Genomic DNA, 23,253 nt, shown 5'->3' with positions numbered 1-23,253 from the left:
TTCTCGTCGGCGCTCGCGTACTACGATTCGTACCGGACGGAGCGGCTGCCGGCGAACCTGCTGCAGGCGCAGCGCGACTATTTCGGCGCGCACACGTTCGAGCGCGTCGACAAGGAAGGCACGTTCCACTTCGAGTGGATGAATCCGTAAACCGAGAGAGGACGGGATCTTATGGCGAAGCCTTTTATGGACGAAAACTTCATGCTGCAAAGCGAGACGGCCGAGACGCTGTATCACGAATACGCGAAGTCGATGCCGATCATCGACTATCATTGCCACCTCAGCCCGCAGGAAATTTTCGAGAATAAGCAGTACAAAAACATCACCGAAGTATGGCTGTACGGCGATCACTACAAGTGGCGCGCGATGCGCTCGAACGGCGTGGAGGAGCGGCTGTGCACGGGCGACGCGAGCGATTACGACAAGTTCCTCGCGTATGCGCGGACGGTGCCGATGACGATCGGCAATCCGCTGTACCATTGGACGCATCTCGAGCTGAAGCGGTATTTCGGCGTGGAAGAGCTGCTGAACGAGAAGACGGCGCCGGCGATTTGGGAAAAAGTGAACGCGCAGCTGACGAGCGGCGGTTTCGGCGCGCGCGACTTCATCACGAAGTCGAACGTGAAGGTGATCTGCACGACGGACGACCCGACCGACAGCCTCGAGTACCATGCGAAAATCAAGGAGGACCCGACGTTCGACGTTCAGGTGCTTCCGTCGTTCCGCCCGGACAAAGGGCTCGAAATCAATCGCAAAGGCTTCCTCGATTGGATCGCGAAGCTGGGGGCCGCGGCGAACCAGCCGATCAACGATTACGACGCGCTGCTTGCGGCGCTCGAGAACCGCGTAGACTTTTTCCACGCGGTCGGCGGCCGCGTCTCCGACCACGCGCTCGATTACGTGCCGTACGCCGCGGCGACGAAGGACGAAGCGGCCGCAATTTTCGCGAAGGCGCTGAAGGGCGAAGCGGTCAGCCTGCACGAAGAGCAGCAGTACAAAACGTACACGCTCGTGTTCCTCGGCAAGCTGTACGCGGAGCGCGGCTGGGTCATGCAGTACCACATGAACGCGCTGCGAAGCAACAACACGCGCATGTTCGAAGCGCTCGGTCCGGACACCGGCTTCGACTCGATCAACGACAGCGCGATCGCGCAGCCGCTCTCCCGTCTGCTCGACGCGATCGACCGCGAATCCGGCCTGCCGAAGACGGTGCTGTACTCGCTTAATCCGGTGCAAAACCATATCGTCGGCACGATGATCGGCAACTTCCAAGGCGGCGGCATCGCCGGCAAAATGCAGTTCGGCTCCGGCTGGTGGTTCAACGATACGAAGGAAGGCATGATCGCGCAGATGAAGGCGCTCGCCGACCTCGGCTTGCTCAGCCGCTTCGTCGGCATGCTGACCGATTCGCGCAGCTTCCTGTCGTACACGCGCCACGAGTATTTCCGCCGCATCCTGTGCAACCTGCTCGGCGAATGGGTCGAGGCGGGCGAGTTCCCGGACGACCGCGAGCTGCTCGGCGAAATCGTGCAGAACATTTGCTACTATAACGCGAAAAACTACTTCCCGTTTGCGGAGTAACGGTTTAGGGCCCCGATCGATGCGATCGGGGCTTTGCTGCGCTTTCGGCATGGTTGTCCGCGCATCGCGGCCGGGTGTACAATGGGAAAAAGCGGCAATGAGCGTCACACATTTTCCCATATTGTTCCGATATGTTGTCCGCATTCATTCGGTACATTGTTGTCCGTAGGCAGGGAACGCCTCGAAAACATGGAACGGAGTGAAAAGGACATGAGAAACGCAGAACGAATTCGAAAGTGGAAAACGGCCGCCGTCGCGGCGGCGCTGCTCGGCGCAACGGTCGCGAACGTCGGCGGAGCGTCGGCCGCGGAGGAGTCCAGAGGGCCGGCGAAGAACGCGCCGGCGCTTCGGACGGTCGTTCCGACGGCCGGTCCCGCGGCGGAGGCGCCCGGCGTGATCGCGGTCAGCTCCGCCGCGTCGGGACTGCTGCACGAGCCGGTCCATCAGCGGCATTACTGGAAGCTGCTTGCGGCCGCGTACGCGCCCGACTTAACGGACGAGTGGGATGCCGCGCTCGCGGAACGCAAGGCGGCGGAGGAGCGGCTCTCGAAGAGAAAGCCGTTGACCGTGCACATTCCGTCCGGCGGCGCCGACGCGATCGTCGAAGAAGAGCTCGGCGAATTGAAGGGCGAAATCGAAAGCCGCGGCGAGCCGTTCCGCATTACGTTCCGGAAGAGCGGGGAAGCGATAGCGCTGGAGCGAGGCGCAGAGACGAGGACGTTCGTGTTCCCGGCGCCGCCGGAAGGCGTCAAAGCTGCGGAGACGGGCGAGCCGGATCCCGCCGCGCAGCGCCTTGCCGACTTGGCCGCGGCGGTGGAAGCGGAAGACGCGGAAGCGATCACCGCGCTGCTGCCTCAGCTGCTCGACGATTACCGGAAGCAGACCGAGGCTTTGCTGCGCATGGCGGAGCAGCTGGGAAGCGAGACGGAAGCGGAAGCCGGCGCGTAAACGCCGCTTCCAAGCAGGAAGGGAGAAGCCGAAGCGTGCCGAGGCCGCTTCGGCTTTGCGACGTCGCGAGGAGGTGCCGCGGTATGTACCGCATTTATTTGGTCGAGGACGAAGAGCATTTGAGCAACGTGCTCAAGGCGTACTTGGAGCGGGAAGGATGGGCCGTGCGCGCGTTTCCGGACGGCGTTTCCGCGCTCGAAGCGATCCCGGAGCGGCCCGATCTGTGGGTGCTCGACATTATGCTGCCCGGGGGGGTGGACGGGTACCGGCTCATTCGGGACATCAAAGCGGACCGGCCGCTCGTGCCGGTCGTCTTCATCTCCGCGCGGGATGCGGATATCGACCGCGTCGTCGGGCTCGAGCTCGGCAGCGACGATTACGTCGCGAAGCCGTTCCTGCCGCGGGAGCTCGTCGTGCGGGTGCGGAAGCTGCTCGAGCGGGTATACGAGACTCGCGCGGCGGACGGTCCGTTCCCGGAGAAGGCGGGCAGAGCGCTGCGGCTTGCGCCGTACACGGTCGACGAACGGGCGCGGACGGTGCGGGACGACGAAGGTCAGACGTACGAGCTGACGTCGAAGGAATTCGACTTGGCGCTGTACTTGGCCGTGAACGGCGGGCAGGCGCTCAGCCGGGAGCAAATTCTCGACGCGGTGTGGGGCGCCGATTATTTCGGCTCCGACCGGGTCGTCGACGACCTCGTCCGCCGGCTGCGGCGCCGGCTGCCGCTGCTGAAGCTGGAGACGGTGTACGGGTTCGGCTACAGGGTGGTGAAGGGATGATCGTCCGCAAATTTCCTTTGGCCGTCAAATTGTGGAGCGTGTTCGCCGCCTTAACGCTCGTCATTTTCGCGCTGCTCGCCGTGTTTTTGCCTTGGCTGCTGCGCGGCTTTTTCACCGACCAAATTTACGGCATGCTCCTCGATTCCCAGTCCAATATGCGGCTGCAAACGTTAGACGCCGCGCATGCCGCAGGGGCCGCTCCGTCCGCGGCGCTCGGCGTCCAGGCGGAGATCCGCGTGTCCGCCTCCTCCTCGGCTTCCGGCTTGACGATTGAACCCGCCGAGTCCGCCGAGTCCGCCGAGCCCGCCGAGTCCCCCGAGTCCGCCGAGCCCGCCGAGCCCGCCGAGCCGCAGCCGATCGTGATCGACATCGTGCCGAGCGGGCAGCCTTCGGACGGCGCGATCCTGAAGCTCGAGGATCGGCTCGTGATCTTCGAGCGAAGGAGCGGCTCCTCATCGCAGTCCGACGGCCCGGTCATTCACCATTTCGTGCTCGACCCCGCGGCGGCGCACGATCCGATCGCTTCGGCGATCGGACGGAACGCGGCGGCGCAGGAGGCGCCCGTCGGCACTTACACGATGAACGTCGACGACAAGTCGCTCTTTTACGCCGTCCGCAAGGAGCCGGTCGACGGGCAAACGAAGTACATCGTCTCCTACGTATGGGGCAGCTATCGGAACGATCTCGTGGCCGCGATGTACGGCCGGCTGCTGCTGCTCATGATCGGCATCATCGTCGCGAGCTGGCCGCCGTGCTGGCTGCTGGCGAGATATATGACGAGGCCGCTCGTCGAGATGGAGCGTCACGTCGGGCGGCTGGCGGATCGGGACTGGCACGAGCCGCTACGCACGAACCGGTCGGACGAAATCGGCCGGCTCGCCCGCGCCATCGAGGCGATGCGGCAGCGGCTCGTGCGGCAGGACGAGGCGCAGCAGTTTTATTTGCAGAACGTGTCCCACGAGTTGAAAACGCCCGTCATGGTCATCCGCAGCTACGCGCAGTCGATTCTCGACGGCATTTTTCCGAAAGGCGATCTGCACGGCAGCGCGGCCGTCATTTTGCAGGAATCGGAGCGGTTGGAGCGGCTCGTGCGCGATTTGCTGCTGCTGAATAAGCTGAACTATTTCGCGGCGCGCGACCGCGATAGCGAACGGAGCGATCCGGCCCGCCCCGTCTCCGTCGAGACGGTCGCGCGCGAGACGATCGAGCGGCTGCGCTGCCGGAGGCGAGACATCGCCTGGTCGGTGGACGTCCATCCGGACGCGACGCTCGCGGGCGACGAGGAGCATTGGCGCATCGCGTTCGAGAACGTGCTCGACAATCAGCTGCGCTACGCGCGGTCGAAGATCGCCGTCGAGGCCGTCCCGACGCCGGACGGCGCCTCGCGCGTCCGGATCGCGAACGACGGGCCGCCGCTCGACGGCGACGCCGCGGAACGGCTGTTCGAACCGTTCCGTTCCGGGGCCGGCGGGCAGTTCGGGCTCGGACTCGCCATCGCGCGGCAAATCGCCGCCATGCACGATATGGACGTTCGCGCGGCGAACGAGCCGGGCGAGGTGGCGTTCTACTTCGAGCCCGCGGAGGCGGCAAGGCGTCGGGCGGGGTAACGGCGCATTCGGCATTGCGCGGGCCCGGAGCGGAAGGTACACTACATGGAAACGGCCTTGCCTTGGGGGAGACGCGGCATGAAGCGGGAAGAAATGTTAAAACGATATACGGAAGAACTGAGAGTTCGATGCCGTTTCGACGGGTTTCGCCGGGAAGAGGACGGCGGCGTCGTCCGTCACGTATCGCTCGGGGAAGAGGACGGCTTCGTGCTGTACGCGGACTTGACGGACGACGATGCGGACGAGGCGATCCGAAGGCAGATCGCGTATTTCGACGCAATCGGGCAGCCGTTCGAATGGAAGGCGTTCGATTACGACCGGCCGGCGGATCTTCGGGAGCGGCTGCGGCGGCACGGGTTCCGCGTGGGCGATCCCGAGGCGCTGATGGCGCTCGAGCTGACCGAGGAGCACCCGCTGCTGCGGCTGCCGATCTCCCCGGACATTCGGAGGATCGACGGCGAAGCCGAAATCGACGCGATCATGGGGATGGAGGACGAAATTTGGGGCGCGCCCCACGACGACCTCGGCGAGCGGCTGAAGCGGGAGCTTACCGGGAGCGGGGAACGGCTGTCGATCTACGCCGCGTACGACGGAGCCCGGCCGGTCAGCGCCGCTTGGATGTACTTGCACGAAGGGACGACGTTCGGCAGTTTGTGGGGAGACTCCACGCTGCCCGATTACCGAGGCAAGGGACTTTATACGGCGCTCGTCGCGGCGCGCGCGCAGGAAGCGTGGGAAAGCGGCTTCCGGCTGCTCGCGGTCGACGCGAGCCCGATGAGCCGCCCGATTTTAGAGAAGAAAGGGTTCGAGCTGCTCGCTTTCACCTATCCTTGCGCCTCTCCGCAGCGCCGGACATAAACGAAGCCCCGGGACGGACCAACCGTCTCGGGGCTTTTCGCTGCTTTAATGGATCGAAGGCGACGGCGCGGGAGCGGCGTCGTTCGAACCTCCTTTGTAATTAAAGATCGGCACGAGCGTCAGCGTGCCCGCAAGGAACAGGAACCCGGCGGCGGCGTATACGGTCAGCAGCGACGATACGTTCAAGAACGCGCCCGCCGCGGACATGCCGACGACCATCATGCCCATGAACATCGGATTCAACACGCCGTTGACGCGGCCGACGAACGATTCTTCCGTGTTTTGCAGAATGATCGTGTTGATGCCGATATGGATGCAAGGGAAGAATAGCCCGCCGAGTACCTGCATTCCGATCGTCAGCGGCACGTTCGTCGACCAGCCGATGACGAACGTCGTCAGCGTGCCCACGAACATGCCGAGGGCGAGCAGCTTCGGCGCGGACACCTTCTTCGAGATAGCGAACGCGACCCCGCCGCCGACGAGCATGGCCGCGCCGTTCGCCATCAGCAGCCACTGCAGGAAGCTTTTGTCCATGCCGAGATTGATCGTCGCGACGAAAATCGCCATCGGCTGCACGAGGCCGACCGCGAGGCCCGCGAGCGCGAACGTGCCGCCGAGCGTCTTCAGCACTTTGCTGCGGAACACGTACGCGAACCCTTCTTTCATCTCTCGGGAGACGCTCTTCTCCTCGGCGGAGGCGTTGTCGACCGGTTGATCCTTCGGCAGGAACGACAGCGCGAGCGCGGACAGGAGGAACATGGCGCCCATGACGCCGATCGAGACGAAGATGCCGTATTTTTGGTACACGAACGTGCCGATGATCGGCCCGATGACCATAAAGATGGCCATCAGCGTTTGAAACATCGCCATCACCTGCTGCAGCTGCGCTTCCGGCACGTGCCGCTTCAGCAGCTTCAGCGCGGACGGCATCGAAAACTGCGATAAAATCGCGGAGACGAGCGTCGCGAAGAAGATGGACTGCCAGGAGCCGAAGACGAGCGTGAGCAGCACGACGAAGACGGAAACGGCGGACAAAATATCGCACCACACCATCGTCATCTTCGGGCGCCAACGGTCGGCGAACGTGCCCCCGATGAACGAAAATAAGAAGATCGGCGCGAATTCGGCGACCGAAATGAGCGACACGTAGATCGGGTCGTCGTTCGTAATGTCGGTGACGTATAGCAAAATCGCGAAATTTCGCACCCAAATGCCGAGCTGCAGCAGCAAATTGGACGCCATAATCGCCTGCACGTGCGGATTGCGGAACAGGGAGCCGGACGCTGCGCCTTGGCCGCCCGGCGAGCGGGGATGCTCGGGTTGCGGGGAGGTTGTCAATGAAGTCACTCCTTAATTTCAAAAATTTGGATTTTGTCAGCTTCTCCATCATACACAATGACGCCGTGTATTCGTCAAGTCGAAAATAGCGGACGAACGTGGATGCCGGACGCCGGCCGCGGTGATATAGTGGAGATAACCGAAAGTGGAGTGAACTGCCCGATGATCGTGTTTGTCCGTCACAGTATGCGAGACCTTCGCCGCATTTGGCGTCAAATTTTGTTGTTCGAATCGCTGTACATCATGGCGACTAGCCTGCTGTTCGTCCCGGCATTAACGTTCTTGCTCAACCGGCTGCTGCTGGCGCCCGGCGTCCAGCTGCTCCTGAACGCGGACGTCTACAAGCTGGCGCTCAGCTTCCGCGGGCTCGCCGCGTTCGGCGTCATCGGCTTCGCCGCCGGCCTCGTCGCCTTCCTCGAGTTCGGCACCGTCATCGTGCTCGCGCAGCAGCGGCTGTTCGGGCGGGACTGCCTCGTCTCCGACGCCTTCGTCACCGCCGCGCGCGCCGTGCCGCGCCTGCTCGGTCTTGGCTTCATCCAATGGGTGCTGGCGCTGTTCACCTTCTCGCCGTGGGTCGATACGCCGCTCGCTTCGCTCATGCTCGACTGGATCAATGTGCCGATCGCGGCGTACCACTACTGGCACGAATCGAAGGCGTTATCGTTCCTGTACGCCGCGATGCTGCTCGCCCTTGCGTATTTGTTTTTGCGCTCGATCTTTGCGCTTCATTACGTCCTGCTCGAACGGCAGACGACGGCGCAAGCGATACAGAGCAGCTTCCGGCTCACGCGCACGAAGAAGGGAAGGCTGCTCGTGACCATCGCTGCGATCAACTCGGCGCTGTACGCTGTCGCTTACGCCGTGCTGGCGGGAGCGTCGTTCACGCTGGAGCGGTGGGAGCTTCCCGTCGCCAGATTCATTCTGAGCGATTGGTATGTACCGATCACGAGTTTGCTGGCGCTCGGCTTCGCGATGCTGGCCGTGCCGATCAACCTGCTCGTGTTGACCAGGCTGTTTTACGTGTTTCGCCGTATGGACGGCGTCCCGCCGGCGGATCAGCTTCAGCTGTATCGCAGCGAGCGGCTGCGGAAGGCGGAAGCCGCCGGGCGCCGATATTTTCGAACGCGTTCCGTCCGGTATTCGTTCGCGCTCTTCATCGTCGCCTATGCGGCGGGCGTTCTCGCGCTGCACCAAACGTACGGCGACCGGCTCGTCTATTTGGATTGGAACGTCAAAGTGATCGGACACCGAGGCGACGTCTACCGAGCGCCGGAAAATTCGCTTTCAGGCATCCGTTCGGCGATCGAGGGCGGCGTCGACGCGGTCGAAATCGATGTCCAGCTGTCCAAGGACGGCGTCGTCGTCCTCAACCACGATTTCACGCTCGAACGCGTCGCCGGCATTCCGGCGAGCGTGCATGAGCTGACGATGGCGGAGCTGCAGCAGCTTGACATTCGCGGCGTCTGGACGGGCATGCCGCCCGAACGCATCCCGACGCTCGCGGAAGCGCTGCGGGAGGCGAGAGGGCGGACGAAGCTCGTCGTCGAGATCAAGCCGTACGGGGATAAAGAAACGTTGGCGAGGACCGTCGTCGAATGGATCGAAGCGGAAGAGATGGAGGAGGACGTCTACGTGCAGTCGTTCGATTCCCGCGTGCTCCGCATCGTCCGCGAGGAGAACCCGGATTTGAAAATCGGGCAAATTTTGTTCGCGGCGGCGGGCGACGTGGCGGCGTTGGACGTCGATTTCTACACGATCAATCAAACCATGCTCTCCGAACGGTTCATTCGGAGAGCGCATAAGCTCGATCGCGAGGTATGGGTGTGGACCGTGAACGTCGAGCGCAACATGAGAGAGGTGCTGAGGTACGACGTCGACGCCGTCATTACGGACTACCCGGAGAAGCTGCGATCGCTCGTCGGAGTTCGCGAGTGACGTTCCTCGGCCGGCGAGCGTGGCGGAGGGTCAAAGCGACTGATCGTCGACGGCCGACAGCCAGGCGTCGATGTCGCCGACGACCGACGCGACGCAGCCGTCCTCGAACGGAGAGCGGAGGCCGGCGAGCCGCACGAGACCCGTGAACGAATCGCTTCCGCCCGCGCGGCACAGTCGAACGTAGCTGTCCCACGCCTCGGCGCGGTCGCGATTCGACCGCTGCCAATATTGCAGCGCGCAAATTTGCGCAAGCGCATAGTCGATGTAATAGAACGGACTTTTGAAAATATGCTGCTGCTGATGCCAAAAGCCGCCGCGCTCGAGGTACGGCATGTCGTCATATATGCGGCTCGGCACATAGTTCCGTTCGATCTCCCGCCAGGCCGACTTTCGCTGCGCGGGCGTCCAATCGGGGTTTTCGTATACGACGTGCTGAAATTCGTCCACCGCGGCGCCGTACGGAATGAACGTCAGCGCGCCGGCGAGATGCGAAAATTTGTACTTCTCCGTATCTTCCAAGAAGAACGAACCGACCCAAGGCCAAGCGAAAAATTCCATGCTCATCGAATGGATTTCGCAGGCGTCGAGCGTCGGATGAATATATTCCGGCACGTCGAAGCCGCGGCTCATGTACGCCTGGAAAGCGTGGCCCGCTTCATGCGTCAGCACGTCGACGTCGTGCGCGGTGCCGTTGAAATTGGAGAAGATGAAGGGCGATCGGTACGCGCCGATATACGAGCAATACCCGCCGACGCGCTTGCCCGGCTTGCTCTCGAGATCCATGAGGCCCCCGTCCGTCATGAATCGGAAGAACGCATCCGTCTCCGGCGACATGGCCGCGTACATCTCTTGCGCCCGCTCGACGATCCAAGCGGGGTCGCCTTTCGGCGTCGGGTTGCCGGAGAGGAACGAGATGCCGTCGTAATACCGCAGCCGATCGAGCCCGAGCCGCCGGCGCCGCCTTTCGTTGAGCCGCTGCGCGATCGGCACGATGTGGTCGCGCACCTGCTTCCGGAACGCGGCGACTTCGGCAGGGCCGTAGTCGGTGCGCGACATGCGGGCGTACGCGAGCTCGACGAACGTCCGGCAGCCGAGCTTGCGAGCGATGGACGTCCGCAGCTTCACGAGTTCGTCGTACAAACGATCGAATTCCTGCTCGTGCGCTTCGAAGAAGCCGTACCGCGCGTCGGCGGCCCGTTTGCGCATATCGCGGTCGGTCGACTGCAGGAACGGCGCCAGCTGCGACAGCGTCCGGCGCTCGCCCTCGAATTCGATGCTCGCCGACGCGACGAGCTTCACGTATTCGCTGGACAGCTTGTTTTCTTCCTTCAAATCGTCCAAAATCGCCGGATCGAACGTCTTCAGCGCGAGTTCGGCGGAGGCGAACAGCTGCCGACCGAACCGCTCTTCCAGCCGCGCGCGATGCTTCGAGGCGACGAGCGCTCTGTAATATTCCGTGACGAGCCCTTGGTACACCGGCGACTGCTCGTCGATAAACCGCTGCTCTTCCTTATAAAAGGAATCCGTCGTGTCGATCGTGTGACGGATGCGGGCGATCGCGAGCAGGGAGGACAGCTCGGTGCGGGCGGCGTTGATCGCCGCGATCGCGTCGGATGCGGCTTCGAACGTCTGGGCTCCGCGGAACCGGTCGAGGAGCGTCTCGATCTCGCGCTTGAACGCGTCCATGTCGGGCCTTGCATACGGAAATTCGCTGAATTTCATCGAAATCGACCTCGCTTCGAAATGTTGTACGCCGGCAATCAACGGCGGGCATCCTTTTCCACGATATGGTATATTGGAAGAAGCGTTATTTCCGGCGTCGGATCGTCTCCGCGACGACCGCCGCCAAATCGTCGTTGCCGAACAGCGACAGCGCGTTCAGGACGGTGTCGTCGGCGATGTCGCCGGCTTCTTCTTTCGGCACGGTCAGTTCGAGCGCCGCCAGCAGCGCCGGGTTCGCGCCCTGCTTCGGATACGCCTCTTCGTACAGCGCTTGGGGGTCGAGTCCGCGGTTGACGCACCACTGCGCGAAGACGAGAATCATCATGCGCTCGTCGTCTTGATATTGGCGGACGATCCGCTCTTCCATGTCTTTATGATTCATGCATCAAGGCCCCTTCGTTTGTTGTCCATCTATTATAGTTCATCCGACGGGAGTTGCGCACCATGATCAAGAACGAACAAATCAAAGCGTCCGAGGTCGAGCTGACGGGGGCGGACGGCGAGCCGCTCGGCATCGTCCCTACCGAAGAGGCGCTCGCGTTGGCGCGAAAGCTTAAGGTCGACCTCGTGTGCGAGTCGCTGCTGCGCAGTCCGCCGCCGTGCAGGCTCGTCCGAGCGGGGCGGGCGCGCGACGAAGCGAATCAAGCGAAGCGGAAGGCGCGGGCGCCGAAGGTGAAGGAAATTCGGCTGACGCCGAACATCGAGGAGCACGACTACGACGTCAAGAAAACGCAGGCGGAACGCATCCTGAAAGGCGGCGACGCCGCGCTGCTCGTCGTGAAGCTGTCCGGCGCCAAGGAAGGCGATCGGGCGAAGGCGCTGCTCGAATCGTTAATTCGAGAGCTCGCGCCCTACGGTTCGAAAAAGACGGGCATTCAGCTGAACGGCAAGCAAGCGGCGGTACAGCTGGATCCGAAGGAGGATTGAAGCGAAGATGGAAAAAGTAATGTTCATCGAAATCGGCATGGGCGTCGACCTGCACGGCCAGAACGTGACGAAAGCGGCCGTGCGCGCGGTCCAGAACGCGATTCACCACAATTCGATGCCCGGCATCCGTTCGGTGCTGCCCGGCGGCAGTCTCGACAACATGAAGGTGCACGTGCGCCTCGCCGTGCCGGCCGACCGCGACAAGCTCGATCTGGAGACGGTGCGCGCGGAGCTGCCGTACGGCGACGTCTCGTTCGACGTCGTGGACGGCGGCATGCTGACGTCGAGCGGCATCGTGCTGCCGGACAAGGATGACGCGAACGACCTCGCCTACGTCGTCGTGGCGTCCGTGGAAGTAGGCTATTAATGTTAAACGGAGGGAGGCCGGCATGACGACCATCGTCAACACGTTCGTAAGAGTGTCGCAGGACTGCCCGGCGGAGCGGGGCATCGTTCCCGTCTCGAAGGGGCCGGGCAAGACGCTGCCCGAAGTGCAATTCGACATATTGTCCAAGCATCCGTATACATACGATTTGGACGAGCTGATCGTCGAAACGCATATCCGTCATAAGCTCGCCCTTGATGCCCTCGACGAGGCGCGGCGGGCGTCCGTGCGGTCGGAGCTGCTCGCGAAGAGCCATCCCTGCATGCGAGCGTCGATGCTGCCGAAAAAATACGGCTGGGGCGTCCATTACGACGAAAACGGTCGAATCGCGATTTACCCGATGGAGTCGGAGGCGTATGCTCGGTTGTCGGAGCGGGCGGACCTGAAGCAGGAATACGCGATGAGAAACAAGAAAGCGGTGAAGGCATGAATTTGGGACAATTGGTTCGGACGATCGATGCGATTCGGGACAACGTGTCCCGCGTCGTCGTCGGCAAACGCGAGGCGATCGATCTATTGCTCGCGGCGCTGCTCGCGAACGGGCACGCGCTGCTCGAAGACGTGCCGGGGACGGGGAAGACGCTGCTGGCGAAGTCGCTGGCGCGTTCGCTCGGGTGCGAGTTTAAGCGCATACAATTTACGCCCGATTTGCTGCCGTCGGATGTAAGCGGAATCAATTTTTATAATCAAAAGCTGGGCGCGTTCGAGTTCCGGCCCGGTCCGCTGTTTACGAACATTTTGCTCGCGGACGAGATCAACCGCGCGACGCCGCGGACGCAGTCGAGCCTGCTCGAGTGCATGGAGGAGCGGCAGGTGACGATCGACGGCGAGACGCATCGGCTCGCATCGCCGTTCCTCGTCGTCGCGACGCAAAACCCGGTCGACAACCAAGGGACGTTCCCGCTGCCGGAGGCGCAGCTGGACCGGTTCCTCGTGCGCATCCCGGTCGGCTATCCGACGGAGGACGAGGCGGTCGCGATGCTGGAGCGGTTCCGGACCGCGAACCCGCTCGAGTCGCTCGAGCCGGTCGCGTCCGCCGCGGACGTCGTCGCCGCGCAGCGGTTCGTGAGCGAGGTGCGCGTCGGCGCGGAGCTGCTGCGGTACATCGCCCGGATCGCCGAAGCGACGCGCGCCGACGCGGACGCCGTGCTCGGCGTCAGCCCGCGCGGCAGCTCTGCGCTGATGCGGGCGGCGCAGGCGTACGCCGCCTTGAACGGGCGCGATTACGCGACGCCGGACGACGTGAAGGCGGTCGCCGTGCCGGCGCTCGCGCACCGCATCGTGACGCGGCACGCGGCGCGCGCGCGGGACGGCGGCGGCGCCGACGTCGTGCGCCGGGCGCTGCAGCGCGTCGAAGTGCCGGCGGAGCCCGCGCTCGCGGATCGGGAGTAAGCCATGCAGCTGGCGTGGCTGTTCGTCAACGCGGGCGCGCTCGTCGCGCTGCTCGCTTGGGTGTACCGCCGGTATGCGCTGCGGGGCGTCGGGTATGCGCGGAGCTTCTCGCGCCAAACCGCTTACGCGGGGGAGACGGTCGAGATGGTGGAGCGCATCGTCAACCGGAAGCCGCTGCCGCTCCCGTGGATTCGTCTTGAATCGATGATGGCGGAGGGGCTTCGGTTCGGGGAGCAGCGGAACTTGGACATCCGCAGCGGCTCGCTGTTCCAAAACCATATCAGCTTGTTCAGTCTGCGCCCGTACCGCCAGATCGTCCGCCGGCACCGGGTGCTGTGCGCGAAGCGTGGCTATTACCGGCTCGACACGGCGACGATGACGGCGGGCGATCCGCTCGGCCTCGTCCGCGTGTCCCGGCAATTCCCGCTGTCCGTCGCGCTCGACGTCTATCCGGAGATCGTGCCGCTGCGGGACGTGCCGCTGCCGTCGCACAGCTGGCTAGGCGACCTGCTCGTGCGCCGCTGGATCGTCGAGGACCCGTTCCTCGTCTCCGGCGTGCGCGATTACGTCCCGGGCGACCCGCAGCGCGCCGTCAACTGGAAGGCGACCGCCCGCGCGGGACGGCTCCAAGTGCATCGCCGGGATTATACGGCCGATCATCGGCTGATGATTTGCGTCAACTTGGAGACGCACGACCGGATGTGGAACGCGGTGACCGAGCCGGAGCGGATCGAGCGGGCGCTCCGGTACGCCGCGACGATCGCCTCCAACGCGATCCGGCAGGGCATCGAGACGGGGTTCCTGACGAACGGGTGGACGTTCGGCGAAGCGAAGGCGCCGGTTCGGCTGCCGCCCGGCGGCGGAGAAGCGCAGCTGGCGGCGCTGCTGACCGCGATGGCGAGGCTGCAGCTCGAGACCGCCGTCTCGATGCATACGCTGCTGGCGAACGAGGCGGCGCTCGGGCCGGCCGACACCGATTATTTGATAGTGACGTGCCATCGCGGCGCGGAGCTGTCGGAGGCGGCCGAGGCGCTGCGCGGGCTCGGCAACGGCGTCGATTGGCTCGTCATTCCTCCGGAAGGGGGCGAAGGCGATGCTTAATAACAGGCTATTGGCGCGGTACGCCGCCGGATGGCTGGCGGAGCTGCTGATGCTGCTGCCCGTCGGGCTCGCCCTGCACGCCTGGCTGGCGAGCCTCGGCGCCGCTCAGGCGGCCGCGCTGCCGGCGCTGTCGTTCGCCGGGGCGGCGGTCGGCTTCCGCTGGCGGCGCGTGTGGCAGCGGCTTCTCGCGGCCGCGGCCGCCGGGGCCGCGGCTGCGTACGCGCTCGCGGACGGTCCCGCCGCGGCGGCCGCGTGGGCGGCGGCGGGCGGCTTCGCCGCGCTGCAGGGCGCAACGACCGGCGACCGAATGGGCGCGGTCAAGCGGCACTTCATCGGCCTCGCGCTCTATTTCGCCGCCGCGGTCGCGTTCCCGCGGCTCGGCGCGCTAGAGGAGACGGTGCCGCTGCTGACCGCGGGCGGTCTGCTCGCGCTCGCCGTGGCGCTGTTCGCCGCGAACGGCGCCTTCCTGCGGGACGCCGCCCTGTCGCCGAAGGCGAAGCCCGCGGTGCCGGGCGCGCTGCGCCGGCATAACGCGCTGATCGTGGGCGCGGTGCTGCTCGCGGCGGCGCTGCTGACGGCGGCGTTCGGCAACGCGTTCGGCCGGCTGCTGTACGCGGCGCTGCGAGGGCTGTTCGGCCTGCTGCCGGACGGCGCTCCGGCTGCGCCGCCGGCGCAGGAGCCGCCCCCGCCGGCCGCGGCGCCGCAGCTCCCGGGCGGGGCGGAGGAGCCGGGGCCGCTCGCCGCCGTATGGAACGCGCTCGCGTACGCCGTCGCCGCGCTGGCGCTGATCGCGCTGGTTGCGGCGGCGGGGCTGTGGCTGTACCGCCACTTCGGTCCGCTCGCGAAGGAATGGCTCAAGCGGCTTGCCGCCTTCTTGGGCCGCTCGGCGCGCGAGCCGGAGCCTGCGGGTTACACGGATGAGGAGACGGTCGTATTTTCGTGGGATACGGCTTTGCAGCGGTGGCGGACGTCGCGGTTCGCCCGGTTGATCGCGCGTCGGCGCGAGGAGCGGTGGGAGGAATTGGCGTCGAACCGCGACCGCGTCCGCTTCCTGTACCGGAGCTGGCTCCGTTCGGCCGTCGAGAGCGGATATGCGCCTCGGCGCGAATTAACGCCGGCCGAGACGGCGGCGGACTTGCGGGAGTGGGCGGAAGCCGTCGGCGAAGGGCGGGGGAAGCGGCGCGCCGCCCCCGGACTGCCGCCGGCCCTGCTCGCGCTGTACTACCGGGTCCGGTACGGCGAGGCGGACGCGGGCGACGCGGAAACCGAGGCGGCGCGCCGCGAGCTCCGCGAGAGGATGGACCGCGGCTCCTGACGGCGCCGCCGGCAACGACGACGGCCTCGTCCGCGGCGATTCGATTCACCGCGGACGAGGCCGCTTTACATTTATGACAGCCGGAAACGGGAGGCCGCGTCTTTCAGCCGAGCGGACAAATCGGACAGCCCGCGGGCCGATTGCTCCACCGATTCCGTAACTGCGAGCTGCTCCTCGGCGGAGGCGGACACTTCCTCGGTCGCGCTCGCGGCCCGGGACGACAAACCCGCGATATCCTGCAGCGACGCGGCGACTTCTTCCGCGCCGGCCGACATTTGCTCGGACGCGGCGGTCGCTTCCTCGACCTGCTCCAACACGAGCTTCGCGGCGGCGTCGATCGAGCGGAACGCGTCGCCGGTCCGGTACACGAGCGTTGCGCCTTCCGACACCTCCCGTTCGCTGTGCTCCATCGACTCGGCGCAGAAGCGGATGTCGCTGCGAATCTGCTCGACGACGGCGCGAATGTCTTCGGCCGATCGGCTCGATTGGTCGGCCAGCTTCTTGATCTCGCCGGCGACGACGCCGAATCCGCGTCCGTGCTCCCCGGCGCGGGCGGCTTCGATGGAGGCGTTGAGCGAGAGCAAATTCGTCTGCTTGGCGATGTCGGCGATCAGCTGCAAAATCGATTCGATTCGCTCCGACCGGCTCTTCAAGCCGTGAATCGTGCCGCTCAGCTCGCGTACGGTATCCACCGCCTTGCCGATCTGCCGCACGGCCAGCTCGACGGTTTCCCCGCCCGACGCGGCGTTCTCCGCCGTTCGGGCGGACGATTCGTACGCGACGCCCATAATATCCGCGATGCGCTGAATGCCGTGCGTCACTTCCTCCATGGCGCGGGCGCTCTCCGCCGCGGCCGTCGACTGGGCGTCGGCGCCTTCCGCGATGTCCAGGACCGCGGCAGCGACGCCGCGAGTCGCCTGCGACGTCTGCTCCGCGGACGAAGCGAGCTGGTGCGACGCGGCAAGGACCGCGCCGGAGCCGTCGGCGACCTCGCGGACGAGCCCGCGCAGCTGCTGCAGCATCGCGTTGGCGTCTTCGGCGAGCCGCCCGGTTTCGTCGTTCCGCCGCACGCGCACGGGCTCGGCGTTCAGCTCGCCCCGCGCCACGAGACGAAGCAGATCGGACACCCGGTTGATGGGCCGGGTCAAGTAGACGGCGAACGCGAACGAAACGAGCGCGCCTGATGCGATCGCGACGCACAGCGTAACGAGGATGGCGCGCTGAATGTTGCGCTGCCCTTGGTTGAAATCTTGGGTATAGGAGCCGGCCGCGACGATCCAGCCCCAATTCGGATCCCGCTCCGCATAGGTCAGCTTCTCGGCCATCCCTTCTTCGCCCGGCAGCGGCCACGAATATCTCGTAACCCCTCCGCCGTTCGAAGCCTTGGCGATCATGTCCTGGATAAAGTAGGAGCCGTCCGGCGAGCGGCTGTCCCACAGCGATTGCCCTTCCGCGGCCGGGTGAGCAAGCGCCGTTCCGTCCTCCGAGAGCACGAACATATACCCGTGTTCGCCCAAATCGATTCGGTCGTTGATCGGGCGAGTGCCGTCCGTCAGCTTCGGGCCGAGCAGCATGTCTTTGATTTCCTCTTGGGCGAGCTCTTTCGGGAGGGTGCCGGATTCGACGAATCGCTGTTGCCGTTCGATCACTTCCAGCATAAACCGTACGTCGTTTCGCAAACCTTCCTCTACCATGCGGTTCGTTTCATCCGTCGTTTCTCGGTAGGAAATAAGACCTAGCGCTCCGGTAGGGATAATTAGAAGCGATAACGTGACGATCAACAATTTGATGCGAAGCGACAGGCGAAACGTTCCCCAGTTCATACGGCTCTCTCCTCGATGCTGTCTTTTTTATATTTTTTTATTAATTATAAAGTAAATTTCTAGTAATTTCCTCATATTTTCATAATAAATTTTCATGAAGAAACAAAAAACTCCCGACTTGCGGCCTAAGCCGAAGGTCCGGGAGTTTTTTTGTCCAAGGAGAGACGCAGCGCATACATGACCGCGAGGCCCGCGATCGAGAGGAAGGAGCAGCCCATGTATAGCATTCTCGGTCCGACCGCCTCGTACAGCGCGCCGCCGATCACGCCGGCGATCGCCATCGACAGCGAGCCTTGCACGAGCGCGTACATCGTTTGCCCGCTGGCCCGATAATCGCGGTCGGCCAAAAATTCGACCATCTGCGCGGCGGTATAGATGAAGAAGCCGAACGAAAAGCTGTGCAGGATTTGAATCAACACGACGTGCAGCGGAGTCGCCGCGACGCTCATCAACGCCCAGCGGACCGCGTAGACGACGGCGGCGAACAGCAGCAGCTTCAGCATGGACTGCTCGTTCGGTTTCGACCAGCGGTCGAGCAGCAAAAACAGCGGGACTTCGAGCACCGCGGCCGCGAACATCGACCAGCCGATGCTGGTCGGGCTGCCGCCGAGCTCCTCGAGAAACAGCGACATATACAGCGCATGGACGGAGTTCGGGATGCCGATGAGCAGCGCCGCCGCGAGGAACAGCGCGAACGGCCCTCGGAGCGATGAGCGTACCGAGTCGCGGAACGTGATGCCGCCGGCTCTCCTTCTCGCTTTGGCGGCCGGCCGATGCAGCAGAAACCCGCATAATATGGCGATCGCCATGGCGGCGCCGTACACCCATCCGACGCTTCCGATGCCGACCGCTTCGAGAATCGGTCCGGACGCGAGCACGATGACGGCGTACCCGATCGACCCCCAGATGCGGAACGAGCCGAACCGCTGCTCCGTGCCTTCGATCGTCTGGAAAATTTGGGACGTGTTGATCGGCATGATGGCCGTGTTGAAAAGATAAAACACGATCATCGCCGCGAACACGCCCCAGAACGGCCCGACGTTGTACAGCACCTGGCTGGACAAGAGGGAGCCGAACATGAGCACGAGCAGCACGAGCTTGACGTTCTGCAGCCGATCGCTGACGTATCCCCAGAACGGGTTGGACACGGCGGCCGCCACCGGACCGATCGTCAGCAGCACCCCGATTTCGGAGGGCGAAAAGCCGCTTTGCTGCAAATATAGGGGCAAATACGGCAGAAACAAGGCGATCGGTCCGAACATGAAAAACATGAATAGGCGAAGCCGGAAATAGACGAATTTTTGGGAGAAAAACATGAAGCGCGCAACTCCTGCTGTGAATTGAAAGAGATATTACTGGTCTATCACACTTCGGAGCGATTGAGAACCCTTTTTTTCAAGATCGGGAACCTTTTTCCGCGGCGGTTCGTCCCAATAGCAGGCCAGGACACGGCAAAAAGGGCGCCGGCGCGGCCCGGGATTCTCGATCCCGAAGCGCGGCCGGACGCCCTGACGGCGGTTGATTTCAATAGGCTTGCTGCAGTTCAGTTACGTCGTCGCGACGCGCATCCACACCGCCATTTCGCCGGCGCCGCGGTTGCCCCATACGGCGTACGGCACCGCGCGGAGCGCAGCCGGCGCCGCGGACCGGCGGTACGGCCGGTACGGCGCGTCCTCCGCCCAGTCGGCCGCGTCTTGCATGCCTTCGCCCTCGAGCACGACGACGCCTCCGAGCAGCTCCGGTTCATACCGGGCGGTCCACGAAGCGTCGGCGCGGATCGACAGCGACGCGAGCGGCGCGCCGTTGTCCGCTTCTTCGAAGCAGTACACGATCGGGCCGCGCTGGAGCGCCGCCTTGCCCGCGTCGGCGCGGATCGACGGATGCGCCTCGAGCAGCAGCACCGGCGTCGCCATCGTCCATTCGACGGTATCGCCGTCGCGCCAGTCGCGCGTGACGACGGCGTATCCGTCCTGCAGGCTGTAGCCGACCGGCTCCCCGTTCACCCGCAGCGCCGTCCGGCCTTCGCACCAGGACGGCACGCGCAAGGCGAGCGAGAAGCGCTGGTTCGCGCGCTCCGGCGTCACGACGAAACGGACGTCGCCGGAGCGCGGCAGGTCGGACGTCATCTTCAAGCCGACGCGGCCGCTTTCGAGCGGAAGGGAGGTTTCCCCGCCGATAAACAAGTGGACGAACGCCGTATTGCCCGAGGACGTATACACGTACCTGTCGAGCGAGCTGAGCAGCCGGGCGACGTTCGGCGGGCAGCACGAGCAGCCGAACCACGGCTGGCGCACCGGCTTCACGTGGCGCTTCCCCGGATTTCGCTCGCACGCCTCCGGCCACACTTCGAGCGGATTGACGTAGAAGTAATGCTTGCCGTCGAGCGCCATGCTGCCGACGATCGTGTTGTAGAGCGCGCGTTCCATGACGTCGGCGTATTCGGCGCGCGGCTCGAGCCGAAGCATCCGTTGCGCGAAGAAGACGAGGCCGATCGAGGCGCACGTCTCCGCATACGCGGTGTCGTTCGGCAAATCGTAATCGAACGTGAACGCTTCGCCGTGATGCGTCGAGCCGATCGCGCCGGTAACGTACATTTGCTTGCGGGTCATGTTCGCCCATAGCGTACGGCAGGCGCTCGCGAGCGTCTCGTCGCCCGTCAGCGCCGCCGCTTCCGCCATGGCTGTGTACATGTATACGGCGCGCACCGCGTGCCCGACCGCCGCAGTCTGCTCCCGGACCGGGCGATGCGCCTGATTGTACGAGACGTCCGGTTTGCCGCTGACGGTCCCCGTCCAGTGCGACACGCGGCCGCGGCGCTCCCACTCGTCGAGGAAGAAGTTCGGCTCGCGCCCCCGCTCGTTCAAGAAATATAAGCTTAGCCGCAAATAGGACTCGTTCCCCGTCGCCCGATACAGCTTCAGCAGCGCGAGCTCGATTTCCTGATGGCCGTCGTAGCCGCGCAGCTTGCCTTCCTCTTCGCCGAACGTCTTTTCGATGTGGTCGGCGAAGCGGCAGCAGACGTCCAGCAGCTTTCTTTTGCCGGTCGCTTCGTAATAAGCGACGCCCGCCTCGAACAAATGGCCGGCGCAGTACAGCTCATGGCAGTCGAGCAGGTTCGTCCACCGCTTGCCCGGCTCCTTGATCGTGTAATACGTATTGATGTACCCGTCCGGACGCTGCGCCTTCGCGATCAAGTCGACCGCCTCGTCCGCTTGCCGTTCGAGCTCCGGATCCGGCGCTTCGGCCAGCGTGTAAGCGGCAGCCTCCAACCATTTGTACAAATCGCTGTCTTGAAATACGAAACCGCCGAACTCGCCCTTCTCGAGCCCCGCGGCGATTTTGAAATTGCGGATCGCGTAACTCGGTTCGGCCCCAGGCACCCGGTCGTTCAGCGCTTCCCACTGATACGGAATGACCGTCTCCCGAACGAGCTTCCGGTAAGCGGACCAATAGGCGTCTTGAATCGCGGGCGTTTTCGCATGCTGCAGCTTCACATTCGTTCCCTCCATTGTCCGAATCGGAAAAACTTTTTGTTTTCTAGCATTGTAGCGTTTACGATAGGGAGGGAGTAGCCGCTCGATCACCCAATTTCTTATAATTTTTCACACTCATCGAGGGAGAGAGCCATGAGCGTTGAAACGTACTTGACGATGGAAGCGCCGCCGATGCCGTATGTGCTGGAATGCGGCAGAGCCGAATATGAACCCGGGGATCAGCACCCTTCGCGCAGCGGACTCGCGGTGTTCGATCTGCTTGTCGTGGAAGAGGGGGCGCTGTACATCGGCGAAGAGGACCGACAGTGGGAAATCGGTCCCGGACACTTGCTTTTGCTTCTGCCGGGGCGTTATCATTATCCGGTCAAGCCTTGCGTCGAACGGACGGTTTTTTATTGGGTGCATTTCGATACGGCAGGGCGGTACGCCGAATTTCGCGGCGGCGACGTCCGGGTTCGGGGCCCGCGGCGAGGGGACGAGCCCGGCTGGCACGCCTGGTTCGCGCCGCGCACGCTGCGGCTGCCGAAGAGCGGCCCGCTCCGATTTCCGGAGGAGGCGTTCCGGCTGCTCCAGCAGCTGAGCGACGCGTCGGCCCGCGGCCGGTTCGTGTCGCTGTGGAGCGACCAGCAGCGGTTCATTGAACTGATTCAGCTGCTGGAGGACGGGGGCTGGACGGGCAGCGGGGCGAACGTGTGGAAGGTGGCGGAGCGGATCGAAGCGTACGTGAAGCTTCATTACACGTCCGACATTACGAATCAGTCGCTGTCCGAAGCGCTCCATTTCCACCCGAACTACCTGCTGCGCTGTATGAAAGCCGCTTTCGGGTGCACGCCGCTTCATTTTCTGCATCGGTACCGGATCGAACAAGCGAAGCTGCTGCTCGTCAACACCGATCTTCGCGTGGCGGACATCGCCGAGCGGGTCGGATTTCCGAACGCTCCGTACTTTACGAACCGCTTCAAACGGGAGGTCGGCGAGACGCCGCTGCAGTTCCGAAGAAGATTTCATGAGAGAGAAGAGATGGAGAGGAGTTAGGAGAGACCATGGATTTCATCACATTTTTGAAAGCGGTCATTCTCGGGCTGGTCGAGGGGCTGACGGAGTTCGCGCCCGTATCGTCCACCGGCCATATGATTATCGTGGACGACGCGTGGCTGCAGTCGGAACAGTTTTTGGGGAAATACGTGGCGAACACGTTCAAAGTCGTCATTCAGCTCGGTTCGATTCTCGCCGTGCTCGTCGTCTTCCGGCAGCGGTTCATCGATCTGCTCGGGCTGAGGCGCTGGGTCGGGGGCAAGCCGTCCGCGGCTGAAGGCGGTCCGCGGCTGAAGCTGACGCAAGTGATCGTCGGCCTGCTGCCCGCGGGCGTGCTCGGGGTGTTGACCGAGGATTACATCGATAATTACTTGTTCCAGACGTCCACGGTGCTGATCGGTCTCGTGCTGGGCGCCTTGCTCATGCTCGCGGCGGATCGGTTTCGCCCGAAGCAGGCGGCGACGGAGACGGTCGACAAGATTACATACAGGCAAGCGCTCCTCGTCGGTTTCGTGCAATGTTTGTCGCTGTGGCCGGGCTTCTCGAGATCCGGGGCGACGATTTCCGGCGGCGTGCTGCTCGGGATGAGCCATCGGGCGGCGGCCGACTTCACCTTCATCATGGCGGTGCCGATCATGGCGGGGGCGAGCTTCATTTCGCTCGTGAAAAACTTGGAGTATTTCGCTGCGGAGGCGATTCCGTTTTTCGTCGTCGGTTTCATTAGCGCCTTTGTTTTCGCACTCATTACGATTCGATTTTTCCTGAAAATGATCGACCGCGTCAAGCTCGTGCCGTTCGCGATCTACCGCATCGTGCTGGCGGCGGTCATTTACCTCGTTTACTTCGCGTAAAAAACAAACCCTCGACGGCGGTGGTCAAGACCCATTTTAGTGGACAGTTAAATAAGACCCTATGCTGAGAACTGGCACCTGTACTCTACAGGTGTCAGTTTTTTTAGCTTTCTCTGAGGCCGGTCGTGGTTATAAAAGTGAATATATGCCTCAATTCGCCTT

Annotated in this window: 21 protein-coding genes and 1 pseudogene; 15 read left to right on the top strand and 7 right to left on the bottom strand. The window is 63.7% G+C overall.

Translation table 11 applies throughout. The features are described 5' to 3' along the window. From VE009_RS17440 to VE009_RS17415, 6 genes and pseudogenes are all read left to right on the top strand, one after another. Positions 1-150, top strand: a pseudogene (locus VE009_RS17440) (NADP-dependent phosphogluconate dehydrogenase); the annotation flags it as partial. Positions 151-171: 21 nt separating this feature from the next. Continuing rightward, entirely contained in the window at positions 172-1,581 is a 1,410-nt protein-coding gene (gene uxaC / locus VE009_RS17435) for a glucuronate isomerase (RefSeq protein ID WP_325009852.1), read from the top strand. A 210-nt stretch (positions 1,582-1,791) separates the two neighbouring features. Beyond that, on the top strand, positions 1,792-2,529 hold the full coding sequence (locus tag VE009_RS17430) for a hypothetical protein (RefSeq protein ID WP_325009850.1): 738 nt from the start codon (positions 1,792-1,794) through the stop codon (positions 2,527-2,529). A gap of 83 nt (positions 2,530-2,612) precedes the next feature. Further along, a complete protein-coding gene (locus tag VE009_RS17425; protein WP_325009848.1) occupies positions 2,613-3,308 on the top strand; it encodes a response regulator transcription factor in 696 nt (231 codons plus the stop codon). Next, positions 3,305-4,915, top strand: coding sequence for a HAMP domain-containing sensor histidine kinase (locus tag VE009_RS17420; RefSeq protein ID WP_325009847.1), 1,611 nt, complete (start codon positions 3,305-3,307; stop codon positions 4,913-4,915). The genes VE009_RS17425 and VE009_RS17420 overlap by 4 nt, the downstream gene beginning before the upstream one ends. Positions 4,916-4,960: 45 nt before the next feature. Continuing rightward, positions 4,961-5,773, top strand: a complete 813-nt coding sequence (locus VE009_RS17415; RefSeq protein ID WP_325009845.1) for a GNAT family N-acetyltransferase — start codon at positions 4,961-4,963, stop codon at positions 5,771-5,773. A 45-nt stretch (positions 5,774-5,818) separates the two neighbouring features. Here the strand turns inward: VE009_RS17415 and VE009_RS17410 are convergent, their stop codons facing one another. Beyond that, entirely contained in the window at positions 5,819-7,045 is a 1,227-nt protein-coding gene (locus tag VE009_RS17410) for an MFS transporter (RefSeq protein WP_325009854.1), read from the bottom strand. A 228-nt stretch (positions 7,046-7,273) separates the two neighbouring features. Between VE009_RS17410 and VE009_RS17405 the strand changes: the two genes are divergently transcribed. Beyond that, positions 7,274-9,046, top strand: a complete 1,773-nt coding sequence (locus tag VE009_RS17405; protein WP_325009843.1) for a glycerophosphodiester phosphodiesterase family protein — start codon at positions 7,274-7,276, stop codon at positions 9,044-9,046. A gap of 30 nt (positions 9,047-9,076) precedes the next feature. Here the strand turns inward: VE009_RS17405 and VE009_RS17400 are convergent, their stop codons facing one another. Further along, on the bottom strand, positions 9,077-10,768 hold the full coding sequence (locus VE009_RS17400; protein ID WP_325009841.1) for a M3 family oligoendopeptidase: 1,692 nt from the start codon (positions 10,766-10,768) through the stop codon (positions 9,077-9,079). Positions 10,769-10,853: 85 nt separating this feature from the next. Then, positions 10,854-11,150 (bottom strand): hypothetical protein, encoded by a 297-nt coding sequence (locus VE009_RS17395; protein ID WP_325009839.1) that lies wholly within the window; start codon positions 11,148-11,150, stop codon positions 10,854-10,856. A 62-nt stretch (positions 11,151-11,212) separates the two neighbouring features. Between VE009_RS17395 and infC the strand changes: the two genes are divergently transcribed. From infC to VE009_RS17365, 6 genes are read left to right on the top strand one after another with little or no spacing between them, the layout of a single operon-like run. After that, complete coding sequence (infC, locus tag VE009_RS17390) at positions 11,213-11,695, top strand: translation initiation factor IF-3 (RefSeq protein WP_325009837.1); 483 nt, start codon at positions 11,213-11,215, stop codon at positions 11,693-11,695. A 7-nt stretch (positions 11,696-11,702) separates the two neighbouring features. Continuing rightward, complete coding sequence (locus VE009_RS17385) at positions 11,703-12,062, top strand: Lin0512 family protein (protein ID WP_325009835.1); 360 nt, start codon at positions 11,703-11,705, stop codon at positions 12,060-12,062. Between the two features lie 22 nt (positions 12,063-12,084). Further along, complete coding sequence (locus tag VE009_RS17380) at positions 12,085-12,510, top strand: DUF6157 family protein (RefSeq protein ID WP_325009833.1); 426 nt, start codon at positions 12,085-12,087, stop codon at positions 12,508-12,510. Beyond that, positions 12,507-13,472: an AAA family ATPase gene (locus VE009_RS17375; protein ID WP_325009831.1), complete on the top strand. Its 966-nt coding sequence runs from the start codon at positions 12,507-12,509 to the stop codon at positions 13,470-13,472. The genes VE009_RS17380 and VE009_RS17375 overlap by 4 nt, the downstream gene beginning before the upstream one ends. A 3-nt stretch (positions 13,473-13,475) precedes the next feature. Continuing rightward, positions 13,476-14,573 (top strand): DUF58 domain-containing protein, encoded by a 1,098-nt coding sequence (locus VE009_RS17370; RefSeq protein WP_325009829.1) that lies wholly within the window; start codon positions 13,476-13,478, stop codon positions 14,571-14,573. Beyond that, complete coding sequence (locus tag VE009_RS17365; RefSeq protein ID WP_325009827.1) at positions 14,566-15,888, top strand: hypothetical protein; 1,323 nt, start codon at positions 14,566-14,568, stop codon at positions 15,886-15,888. Before VE009_RS17370 ends, VE009_RS17365 begins: the two co-directional genes overlap by 8 nt. A 71-nt stretch (positions 15,889-15,959) precedes the next feature. Here the strand turns inward: VE009_RS17365 and VE009_RS17360 are convergent, their stop codons facing one another. From VE009_RS17360 to VE009_RS17350, 3 genes are all read right to left on the bottom strand, one after another. Then, positions 15,960-17,711, bottom strand: a complete 1,752-nt coding sequence (locus VE009_RS17360; RefSeq protein ID WP_325009825.1) for a methyl-accepting chemotaxis protein — start codon at positions 17,709-17,711, stop codon at positions 15,960-15,962. Positions 17,712-17,836: 125 nt separating this feature from the next. Further along, positions 17,837-19,027, bottom strand: a complete 1,191-nt coding sequence (locus tag VE009_RS17355; RefSeq protein ID WP_325009823.1) for an MFS transporter — start codon at positions 19,025-19,027, stop codon at positions 17,837-17,839. 231 nt (positions 19,028-19,258) lie between these two features. After that, positions 19,259-21,220, bottom strand: coding sequence for a glycoside hydrolase family 127 protein (locus VE009_RS17350; protein WP_414694890.1), 1,962 nt, complete (start codon positions 21,218-21,220; stop codon positions 19,259-19,261). Positions 21,221-21,337: 117 nt separating this feature from the next. On the opposite strand from VE009_RS17350, the gene VE009_RS17345 reads away from it, so the two are divergent. Together VE009_RS17345 and VE009_RS17340 are read left to right on the top strand one after the other, a co-directional pair. Then, positions 21,338-22,240: an AraC family transcriptional regulator gene (locus VE009_RS17345; protein ID WP_325009820.1), complete on the top strand. Its 903-nt coding sequence runs from the start codon at positions 21,338-21,340 to the stop codon at positions 22,238-22,240. 8 nt (positions 22,241-22,248) lie between these two features. Further along, positions 22,249-23,091, top strand: coding sequence for an undecaprenyl-diphosphate phosphatase (locus VE009_RS17340; protein ID WP_325009818.1), 843 nt, complete (start codon positions 22,249-22,251; stop codon positions 23,089-23,091). Between the two features lie 59 nt (positions 23,092-23,150). Here the strand turns inward: VE009_RS17340 and VE009_RS17335 are convergent, their stop codons facing one another. Further along, positions 23,151-23,246 carry an IS3 family transposase gene (locus VE009_RS17335; protein WP_325008711.1) on the bottom strand — a complete coding sequence of 32 codons (96 nt, stop codon included), beginning with the start codon at positions 23,244-23,246 and terminating at the stop codon, positions 23,151-23,153. Positions 23,247-23,253: the final 7 nt, after the last annotated feature.

Source organism: Paenibacillus sp., assembly GCF_035645195.1.
GTDB lineage: Bacteria > Bacillota > Bacilli > Paenibacillales > YIM-B00363 > Paenibacillus_AE.
Note: the sequence above shows the minus strand (reverse complement) of the source record. Positions and strands in the feature narration are given on the sequence as shown.